Source organism: Candidatus Pelagibacter sp. PS_17 (assembly GCF_059417945.1).
In genome coordinates this window covers 21,108-31,782 of record NZ_CM182073.1, presented here as the reverse complement: position 1 = coordinate 31,782, position 10,675 = coordinate 21,108, and the positions used below count along the sequence as shown (strand labels likewise).

7 protein-coding genes are annotated in these 10,675 nt (G+C 30.1%); 2 read left to right on the top strand and 5 right to left on the bottom strand.

What is annotated here, in order from left to right:
- Positions 1-10 precede the first annotated feature (10 nt).
- A complete protein-coding gene (locus AC5SML_RS00145) occupies positions 11-766 on the top strand; it encodes an alpha/beta hydrolase (protein ID WP_271564189.1) in 756 nt (251 codons plus the stop codon).
- On the opposite strand, the gene AC5SML_RS00140 is transcribed toward AC5SML_RS00145, so the two are convergent.
- Genes AC5SML_RS00140 through AC5SML_RS00130 form a run of 3 tightly spaced genes read right to left on the bottom strand, consistent with a single transcriptional unit; the run spans position 737 to position 7,558 of the window.
- Positions 737-1,612, bottom strand: coding sequence for a Rossmann-fold NAD(P)-binding domain-containing protein (locus AC5SML_RS00140; RefSeq protein ID WP_271564190.1), 876 nt, complete (start codon positions 1,610-1,612; stop codon positions 737-739). The two genes, AC5SML_RS00145 and AC5SML_RS00140, sit on opposite strands and share 30 nt — an antisense overlap.
- Position 1,613: 1 nt before the next feature.
- Positions 1,614-6,119, bottom strand: a complete 4,506-nt coding sequence (gltB, locus tag AC5SML_RS00135) for a glutamate synthase large subunit (protein WP_494617195.1) — start codon at positions 6,117-6,119, stop codon at positions 1,614-1,616.
- Complete coding sequence (locus AC5SML_RS00130) at positions 6,119-7,558, bottom strand: NAD(P)-dependent oxidoreductase (protein ID WP_011281706.1); 1,440 nt, start codon at positions 7,556-7,558, stop codon at positions 6,119-6,121. The genes gltB and AC5SML_RS00130 overlap by 1 nt, the downstream gene beginning before the upstream one ends.
- Positions 7,559-7,742: 184 nt before the next feature.
- On the opposite strand from AC5SML_RS00130, the gene AC5SML_RS00125 reads away from it, so the two are divergent.
- Entirely contained in the window at positions 7,743-8,513 is a 771-nt protein-coding gene (locus AC5SML_RS00125; protein WP_011281705.1) for an undecaprenyl-diphosphate phosphatase, read from the top strand.
- Here the strand turns inward: AC5SML_RS00125 and AC5SML_RS00120 are convergent.
- Positions 8,510-9,397, bottom strand: a complete 888-nt coding sequence (locus AC5SML_RS00120; protein WP_011281704.1) for a DMT family transporter — start codon at positions 9,395-9,397, stop codon at positions 8,510-8,512. The two genes, AC5SML_RS00125 and AC5SML_RS00120, sit on opposite strands and share 4 nt — an antisense overlap.
- Before the next feature lie 6 nt (positions 9,398-9,403).
- On the bottom strand, positions 9,404-10,675 hold the full coding sequence (locus AC5SML_RS00115) for a 2-oxo acid dehydrogenase subunit E2 (protein WP_494617650.1): 1,272 nt from the start codon (positions 10,673-10,675) through the stop codon (positions 9,404-9,406).

Genomic DNA, 10,675 nt, shown 5'->3' with positions numbered 1-10,675 from the left:
ATAAACTTATATGAATAAATTTAAATACATTAAGATCCTTAATAACAGGCAAATAAGATATTTAAGTAAGGATTATAGAGATAATCTTTATATTATTTTTTTACATGGTTTTATGTCAAGCATTGAAGGTGAAAAACCTCAAGCAATACTAAAATTTGCAAAAAAAAATAAACTTGGTTTTCTTGCTCTTGAATATTCTGGTCATGGAAAATCCTCAGGAAAATTTACCAAGGGAAATATCACACAATGGTCAAAAGAAGTTGAAATAGTAATAAAAAAAATAGTTAAAAAAAATAAATTTATCTTAGTCGGTTCAAGTATGGGAGCGTGGCTCTCCTTAAATCAATTTAAATATTTTAAAGATCAAATTAAAGGTTTTTTAGGAATCGGTTCAGCTCCAGAGTTTTTACAAAATCTAATGTGGAAAAAATTTACAAAAAAAATGAAGAATGAAACTATAAAAAAAGGAATTTATAATTTAAAACATGGTAATTATGAGTATCCAATCACTTATCAGTTAATAAAAGATGGTAGAAAAAATAAAATTTTGAATAAAAAGATTAAATCTAAAATCAATGTAACCATGATTCATGGAAGTAAAGATGAAGTTGTTCCAATAAGTTATTCTAGAAAAGTTCTTAAGTTATTTACTAAAGCTAATAAAAAATTAGTGATAATAAAAAATGGTGATCACAGCTTATCAAGTAAACGAGGTTTAAAAAAAATACTCTTAGAGCTAAATAAAATTACAACTAATATGGTTTAATCCTTCGATATAGCTTGGAAATTTTAAATTATAATCAAAATAACTTTTCATCTTTTTGTTGCTAACTTTTTTAGACTCATTATAAAAATTTTTCAACATCTCACTTTTAATTTGGTCAACTTCAATTTTTTCGATATTTTCAATATTTAATATCTTTGCTCCAAATAAAGTAACCTCTTCAGATGTAGAGGGTTTATCATCAGATAGATTGTATATTTCTCCTGACTTAAATTTTGATAAAGATTTAAATAATATATTTGAAATATCATCTACATGAATTCTAGAAAAAAAATGATTTTTTTTGTTGATCAATTTCACGCCTCCTGATTTTAGACGTATTAAAATATTTTTTTCATTAGAATAAATTCCAGATAACCTAAATATCTGAATTGGTACTTTCTTATTTTTCTCTAAAGAAAACCATGCATTTTCAGCTTTCAATCTTGCTATACCATTATTTGAAATTGGGTTTGTTTTGCTATTTTCATTAACCCACTCTCCCTTATGATCACCATAAATACTAGTCGCTGATAAGTATGTTATCCATTTTACTTTGGAATTTTCTATAAATTTATAAAAATTTTTTATAACTAAATCTTCTTGATTTTCTGGTGGTATAGAAACTAAGATATGATCTGCTTCTTTTAATTTTACAACTAAATTTTGATCAAATTTTTCGCTATTAAATAGATAGCTATTATAATTAATACCATTGAATGTTTTTTTTGAAGACTCACTTCTAGAGGTTGCTGACAAATTGATATTATACTGCTCAACACTAAGCTTCTTTATAAAATTTTTTGCTACTTGGCCAAAACCAAAACAAAAAATATTTATATCCTTCATTTTAACTAACTTCTTTTATAATAGATTTTAAACTTATTGGGTTTTTTAGCTTATCAATCATTTCTTTTGGACAAACTTGAATAAAATTAGAAATTTCTCTATCAAAATTTTCTATGATCTTTTTAGAAAAATCTGAATTTGTCTCTTGGTGATGTTCTTGAACTAAATTTTTTAAATAAGTTATCCAATAATCTGTTTCAGGCGTTTGCCATACTACAGTCTCTGGGTTTACATTTTTATCAAATTTCTTATTTATATCGTAAATAAAAGCCATTCCGCCAGTCATTCCAGCTCCAAAATTGTCTCCTACATCGCCTAGAATTACAACTGTACCACCAGTCATATATTCACAAGCATTAGAATCGCATCCTTCAATAACTGAAATTGATCCTGAATTTCTTACCGCATACCTTTCTCCAGCTTGACCTGCTGCAAAAAGTTTTCCGGATGTTGCTCCATACAAAACTGTATTTCCTATTATGGTATTCTCATGTGAAACTAGATTACTTTCGTCTGGAAGTTTAACTACGACTGTTGCGCCTGATAAACCTTTGCCAACATAATCATTAGCATCACCTTTTAAAATAAGTTTTAAGCCTTTTATTGCAAATGCACCAAATGACTGTCCAGCTGATCCTTTAAACTTTAAAGATAAAAAGCCATCATCTAGTTTTTCAGATCCATATTTTTCATAAAGATGATTAGAAATTCTTGTTCCAACTGTCCTATGAGTATTTTTAATAATATATTCCTTTTCAATAATTTTTACTTTTCCAATTTGTTCTTTAATTTCAGGTAAAATTTCTTGATCCAAAGTATCTGGAACAGAATTTATTTCTGGAACTGTACAGTATCTTGTGTTCTCACCAGCATCTGTTTGAACAAATAAAGGATTTAGATCTAAATCATCTAAGTTTGGTGAAGCTTTACTTACCTGTCTTAATAAATCAGTTCTACCAATTATTTCATTTAATGATTTAAATCCTATTTGTGCTAAAATTTCCCTTACTTCCTCAGCTATAAATTTAAATAAATTGACTACCTTTTCTGGCGTACCAGAAAATTTTTCTCTTAGTTTTTCATCTTGAGTACAAACTCCAACTGGACATGTGTTTGAGTGACACTGTCTAACCATTATACATCCCATAGCTACTAAAGCTGTAGTAGCTACTCCATATTCTTCTGCTCCCATCATGGCTGCAATAACAACATCTCTTCCTGTTTTAATTCCACCATCTGTTCTTAGAGTAACTTTATGCCTTAAATTATTTAAAGTTAAAACTTGATTAGCTTCAGTTAATCCCATCTCCCAAGGTATCCCCACATATTTAACACTTGTTTGTGGTGTAGCTCCTGTTCCTCCATTATGTCCAGAAATTAAAATTATATCTGCTTTAGCTTTAGCTACTCCAGCTGCGATTGTTCCTATCCCAGAAGATGCTACTAATTTTACACCAACTCTTGCTTTTGGATTGGCTTGTTTAAGATCGTAAATTAATTGAGCTAAATCCTCGATAGAATAAATATCATGGTGAGGTGGTGGTGATATTAGGGTTACACCCGGAGTTGAATGTCTTAATTTGGCAATTTCTTCTGTAACTTTAAACCCTGGTAATTGACCTCCCTCACCAGGTTTTGCTCCTTGTGCAATTTTAATCTCTATTTCGTTACAGTTATTTAGATATTTAAGTGTTACTCCAAATCTTGCTGAGGCTATTTGCTTAACTCTAGAATTAGCACTATCTCCGTTTTCCATCTTAATAAATCTTTTTTCATCTTCTCCACCTTCACCACTACAAGAGGCTCCTTTAATTCTATTCATTCCTATAGCTAATGTTTCGTGTGCTTCTTTCGATAATGCGCCATGAGACATACTTCCACTTCCAAATCTTGTTAAAATATTTTCGATTGGTTCTACTTCTGAAATATCTAAGGATGGGTTTAAATTTTTATCTCTAAATCCAATCAAGTCTCTAAGGTGTATAGGAGGAAGATTATAAATACCTTCTGCATATTTTTTATAAGCTTCAAAAGAATTTGATGAAACTGCACTTTGCAAAAGATGAATGAGCTTACCTTGATATTGATGAGTTTCACCATCCTTTCTATATCTATAAATTCCTCCAATTGGTAAAACTGCATCCGTTCCTTCAAATGCTTCTTTGTGAATAGTTCTTAATTTTTTTTCTATTCCATTTAACCCTATGCCTGAAATCTTTGATAAAATTCCTGGAAAGTATTCTGATGCTACTGTTCTACTCAAACCAACTGTTTCGAAATTACATCCACCTCTATAAGAGCTTATGACCGAAATTCCCATTTTTGACATTATTTTCAGAAGTCCATAATTTACCGATTGTATATATCTAGCTATGCATTCATCGTACTCAAACTTTCCAAATAATTTTTTTTCAAACCTTTGATATAAACTATCCATTGCTAAATAAGGATTAACAGTAGTTGCTCCAACACCTATAAGTGTTGCAAATGAATGCGTGTCTAATGCTTCTCCAGTTTGAGCATTGATTGATGCATAGCCTCTTAATTTTTTTTTAATAAGATAAGTATTTATTGCCCCAACACATAATAGCATTGGGATGGGTAATCTTTTTTCAGAAATATTTTTATCACTTAAAACTAATTGCGTAAGGCCTTGTCGAACTGCAATTTCAGACTCTTTTCTAATTCTCTCAATAGAAGTTTCAAGATTTTCACTTTTATCAAAAGTACAATCAATTGTTATTGATTTTTCCCCAAAAAAATTAATAAATTTTTCTAATTGAGAATTTGATAATATGGGGCTGTCTAAAACGTATATGTTTTCTTCTGTTAAATTAGTGAAATCTAAAATATTTCCAAGATTACCAAAACGAGTTTTTAAACTCATAACCTTGTTTTCTCTTAAAGAATCAATTGGTGGATTTGTAACTTGACTAAAATTTTGTCTAAAAAAATGGTAAAGCGGTCTATAACGGTCAGACAATACTGCAAGTGGAGTGTCATCACCCATAGAACCAATGGCTTCTTTTGCATCTTCTGCCATCGGATGAAGAATAAGCTCCAGATCTTCTAAACTATAACCAAATGTATGTTGTCTTTTTTTTAGCTCATCACCTGAAAAAGTAGATTTTTCATTCTTTATTGGGAATTTCTTTTCTAAATCAATTATTTGATTGTTAAAATGTTTAAACTCTTTTGCTAGATAGTCTTTTATTTCAACATTAGAAAATACTTTACCTTTAGCTATTCTAACTCCAAGAATTTCTCCAGGTCCTAATCTACCCTTTTTAAGAATTTGCTTCTCATCGATTTCAACCATTCCCGTTTCTGATCCTGCACACAATATTTTATCTTTTGAAATAGTATATCTCATTGGGCGTAACCCATTTCTATCAGCAGCTACTATAGCCCATTCATTATCAGTAGCTGCAATAGCAGCTGGTCCATCCCATGGCTCCATTGTACTATTTAAAAAATTAAATAGTTGTTGGTGATCTTTTGATAATGTTTGACTTTTTTTAGACCATGCATCTGGAATTAACATTAATTTTGCAAGGGGTGCTGATTGGCCAGAAATATTTAAAAGTTCAAAAACACTATCTAGCGCAGCAGAGTCTGATGATCCTGGTTGTATAACTGGTTTTAAATTTTCCATATTATCAAATAATGGACTATTCATTTCTTGCTCATGAACTTTCATCCAGTTTGTATTTCCTTTGAATGTATTTATTTCTCCATTATGAGCTAATGCTCTAAAAGGTTGTGCCAGATCCCAACTAGGTGCTGTGTTTGTTGAAAATCTTTGATGAAATATTGCAAATCGAGATATAAACCTCTCATCCTTTAAATCTAAATAAAAATCTGCAATAGACTCCGCTAAAAACATGCCCTTATAAATAACTGACTTAGAACTTATTGAACAAATATAAAAACCTTCTATCGCATCTTTAATAGCTTCTTTTTCAATTTTTCTTCTTGATTCATAAATTTTTCTTTCTAACTCTTTTTCTGTTAAATCTTTATTATTATGTTTAAATAATACTTGAGTAATTTCTGGTCTTGTAAGATTTGCCTTTTCACCTAAAACTTTTGGATTTACTGGAACCTGTCTCCATCCATAAATACTAAAATTACTTTTTGTTAATTCACTTTCAACTAAAGTTCTTGCATTTTCTTGTGCTTGATAATTGTTTCTGGGTAAAAAAATCATACCCACACAAATTTCTGAACCATCATGGTCATGACCTGTGATTTCTATCTTTTCAGCAAAGAAGTCTGAGGGAATTTCTAAATGGATTCCAGCTCCATCACCTGTTTTTCCATCAGCATCAACTGCTCCTCTGTGCCAAACCGCTTTTAGGGCATTAATTCCATATTCTACTACTTTCCTTGATTTTTTACCTTCTGTAGAAGCAATTAACCCTACTCCACAAGCGTCATGCTCCATTTCTTTAGAATAAACATGACCATCCTCAAGAATTTTAAGATTTTTTTTATAATTTTTCATTAAGCAACCTTCTCTTTACTGAGTTCTTTGGTCTCTAAAAAATTTTTTATTGATACTGCTACATCTCTTCCGTCTTTTATGGCCCAGACAACTAAAGATGCACCCCTAATAATATCTCCAGCTGCAAACACACCTGGTAAATTTGTCTCCATAGTATCAAAATTGGTTTTTAATGTTCCCCATTTAGTAACTTGTAGATCCTCAGAACCAAATAGTTTTGGTAAATTTTCTGGATCAAAACCAAGAGCCTTAATTACTATGTCTGCCTTAATATTAAAGTGAGAATTATTCTGAATTTCTGGTTTACGTCTTCCACTGTCATCAGGTTCCCCAAGTTTGATCTTATCCACTATCAAACCTTCAACTTTATTTGTTCCAATAAATTCTTTGGGACTAGATAGCCATACAAACTCTACTCCCTCTTCCTCTGCATTGGCTACCTCTCTTGCAGATCCAGGCATATTTTCTTTGTCTCTCCTGTAAAGACATTTAACTGATTTTGCTTTTTGTCTGATTGAAGTTCTAACACAGTCCATTGCAGTGTCACCTCCTCCAATTACTACAATATTTTTTCCTTCAGCATTTAAAGTTCCATTATCAAATAATTCTACTTTGTCTCCTAATCCTTTTTTATTTGAAGCTGTTAAAAATTCCATGGCTGGAAATATATTTCCTAAATCTTTTCCTGGAAGATCTATTTCTCGAGCTTTATAAACTCCAGTTGCAATTAAAAGAGCATCATGTTTTTTTCTTAATTGCTCTAATGTAGCATCTTTTCCAACTTCAAAATTTTGAACAAATTTAATTCCACCTTCTTCTAATAATTTGGTTCTTCTCTCTACAACAAATTTTTCTAATTTAAAATTTGGAATGCCATAAATCATTAAACCACCAGCTCTATCATATCGATCGTATACTGTAATTTGATAACCTGACTTACGTAACTGCTCCGCAGCAGCTAGACCAGCTGGGCCTGCTCCTATAATTCCAATACTTTGACTCTTTTCATTTTTAACCTTTATTGGATTTACCCATCCTTGTTCCCAAGCATTATCAGTAATATACTTCTCAACTGAACCTATAGTTACAGTTCCATGTCCAGATTGTTCAATTACACAATTTCCTTCACACAATCTATCTTGTGGACATATTCTTCCACACACCTCTGGCATGTTGTTAGTGCTTTGAGATAATTCGTAAGCCTCTTTTAATCGTCCTTCTGCGGTTAATTTTAGCCAATCTGGAATATTATTACTTAATGGACAATGGACCTGGCAAAAAGGAACTCCACATTGAGAACACCTGCTAGATTGTTCGCTTGCTTTATCGTTAATAAATTCCTTATAAATTTCATTAAAGTCTTCTTTTCTATTTCCAACTTCTCTTTTAGGTGGAGTTTGTTGACCTATTTTAACAAATTTAAGCATATTTTCTGACATATTTAACCCTCAATAAATTTAGCATATATCAAGGTTTTATGTAATAAAAGACAAACAAGGTCAGCATATATGACCTTAAATTTGAAATAAATCCAATTAAATCTTAATATTTTAATTTATGCATATCTAATATGTTAAAATGGAATTGTTTAAATTATTGAATATTTAAGCTACGAAGCATTAAATGTTCTCAAATATTATTGAAATTATAATCTTATCAATAGTTCAGGGAATATCAGAATTTTTACCAATTAGTTCATCAGCTCACTTGAATATTGTTGAGATAATATTTGAGTTTAATTCTAACTCACTAATGATTGATGTTAGTCTCCATCTTGGCTCTTTACTTGCAATAGTCTTTTATTTTAGAAGAGAGTTATTGGACCTTAGAAATAATCAGAAGTTATTATCTTTATTAATTATTGGCTCAATACCAATTGTAATAGCTGGCTACGTAATCAGCTCCACAGGTCTAGTTAACCTATTAGAAAACAATTTAAAGATAATCGCTTGGACAACATTAATTTTTGGAATTATCTTATATCTCGCAGATAAAAGTAAATTTGATAAAAAAATATCATCTAATTTAAATTTTAAAACAATACTATATATTGGTTTGTTCCAAATACTTGCTTTAATACCTGGTGTGAGTAGGGCAGGTATTACAATAACGGCTGCAAGACTTTTTAGATTTAATAGATTTGATTCAAGTAAAATTTCTTTTTTACTAGCTATACCTGCTATAGCTGGAGCAAGTGTGCTACAGTTAAAAAATGCCATTGGTCAAAGCTTTGAGCTTAACTATCTTGTACTAATATCAATCACTCTTTCTTTTTTATTTTCTTATTTTACAGTTAAGTTTTTCCTAGATTATATAAACAAATTTTCTTTGAATGTTTTTGTTATTTACAGAATAATTATTTCAATAATTCTGTTTATAATAATATATAATTAATTTTTTTTTAATATTGGTGCTAATTGTGAAAACAAAACACCAAATAAAATAAATAAACATCCAAATAAATTATTTATATCTAAAATTTGATCTAATAAAATCCAAGCAGCAATTGTCGCAAAAACACCCTCTAAAGAAAAGATTATTGCTGAGGGAGCAGGGGATATATTTTTTTGTGCATATATTTGTAAAACAAATGCAAGACCTCCAGACAAAATTCCAGCATATAAGATTTGAAATTTTTCTTTAAGAATATTGGACCAAATAAAATCTTCAAAAATTAATCCTATAATTAATGATAGCGAGGAAACAATTAAAGTTTGAATCGCACCAATTGTTAATGGAAGATTATATTTTTCTATAATTTTGCCAGTAAAAATAATGTGTGTACTCCAGAAAAATGCGCCTATTATTATAAGTGCATCACCATTTCTAACTGTTGCGCTATAAAAATTAGTTAACAAATAACCTCCCATCACACAAAGAAGAACAGAAGGCCAAATACTCCAGTGAATTGGCTTTTTATACATGAAAAAAATTATAAACGGAACCATTGGCACATAAAAAATCGTAAAGAATGCAGCATTAGCAACATCTGTATAGAGTAAAGCTACTTGTTGAAGTGCTGATCCCAAAAATAAAGATAGGCCTATTAAAATAGCCAAGTTGATAAATTCTTTTTGATTTTTTTGTACTGATTTTGATATTTTTTTTCTTTCAAAAATAAAAGCTAATGGAGCTACTACTAAAAAACCAACAAAAAACCTGACAGCATTAAAAGTGAAAGGGCCAATGTCGTCCATTCCAGTATCTTGAGCTATAAAAGTCGTTCCCCATATGAATGTACATAATAATGCACAAAATAATGATGATGTTTTTGACATTAATATCTATACAGCTAATTTATAAGAAAAATTTTTGCCTAAATTTTCTTTTAGATCATTATTAAATCTAGCTGCTTCAGCTCCATCAATTATTCTGTGATCATATGATAAAGAAAGTGGTAGCATTGTTCTTGTTTCAAATTTCCCATTAATAAAAATTTGTTTTTTTTGTGCCTTGCCTACTCCTAATATAGCAACTTCTGGATAATTTATTATTGGTGTAAAGAATGAACCTCCAATTCCTCCAAGACTCGTAATAGTCATAGATCCTCCAAAAAATTCTTTCTTATCTATTTTTAAATTTCTACATTGGTCACTTACTATTTTCAATTCATTGCTAATATATGAGATGCTTTTATTGTCAGCATTTCTAATTTTTGGCACCATTAAACCATGTGGAGTATCCACTGCAATCCCAACATGAAAATAGTTTTTCATTGTAATTTTTCCATTTTCAATATCATCTATTGAAGAGTTGAAACTAGGAAACTTTTTTAAAGATGCAACTAAAGCTTTAACAATAAAAGCTAATGGAGTAATTTTTTTTCTTTCCCTTGTATACATGTCAGTAAGTGAAGTTCTAAAATCTTCCATTTCAGTTATATCTGCTTCATCATGATTTGTGACATGAGGTATTGTAGTCCAAGAATTAACTAAATATGTAGAGGCTAATTTTTTAACTCTAGGCATATCTTTAACTTCAATTTCACCAAAATCAGAATGAGAATATTCACTAACAATTTTTTTTGGTTGAACTTCGGTCTTATCTGGAGCTTTATTAATTCTAGAGGATATAAAATTTTTTACATCATCTTCCACAATTCTTCCCTGTCTTTCACTACCAACTATTTCATTAATATTAACCCCAAGTTCTCTAGCAAATTTACGTACTTTTGGGCTTGCAGATGAAATTTCTGAATTATCTTTTTTTATTGTATTTTGTGCTGGATTGACTTTTGCAATTTTTTCTACTTGATTTTGATTTGTAACTTGTTCTGCTTCTTTAATAGTTTTTTGTTCTATTTTTTTTTCTTCTTCTCCAGACTGTTCTATAGTTAATATTAAATCACCTTCTGAAACCCTATCTCCCACTTTAATTTTAACAGACTTAACCTTTCCATCAAAAGAAGCTGGTATTTCAACACTAGATTTGTCACTCTCAATTGTAATAAGTGGATCATTTTTAGAAACTGACTGGCCATTTGAAACTAGCACCTCAATTACCTCAACGTCTTTAAATTCACCAATATTTGGTACTTTAATCTCTTTATCTGACAT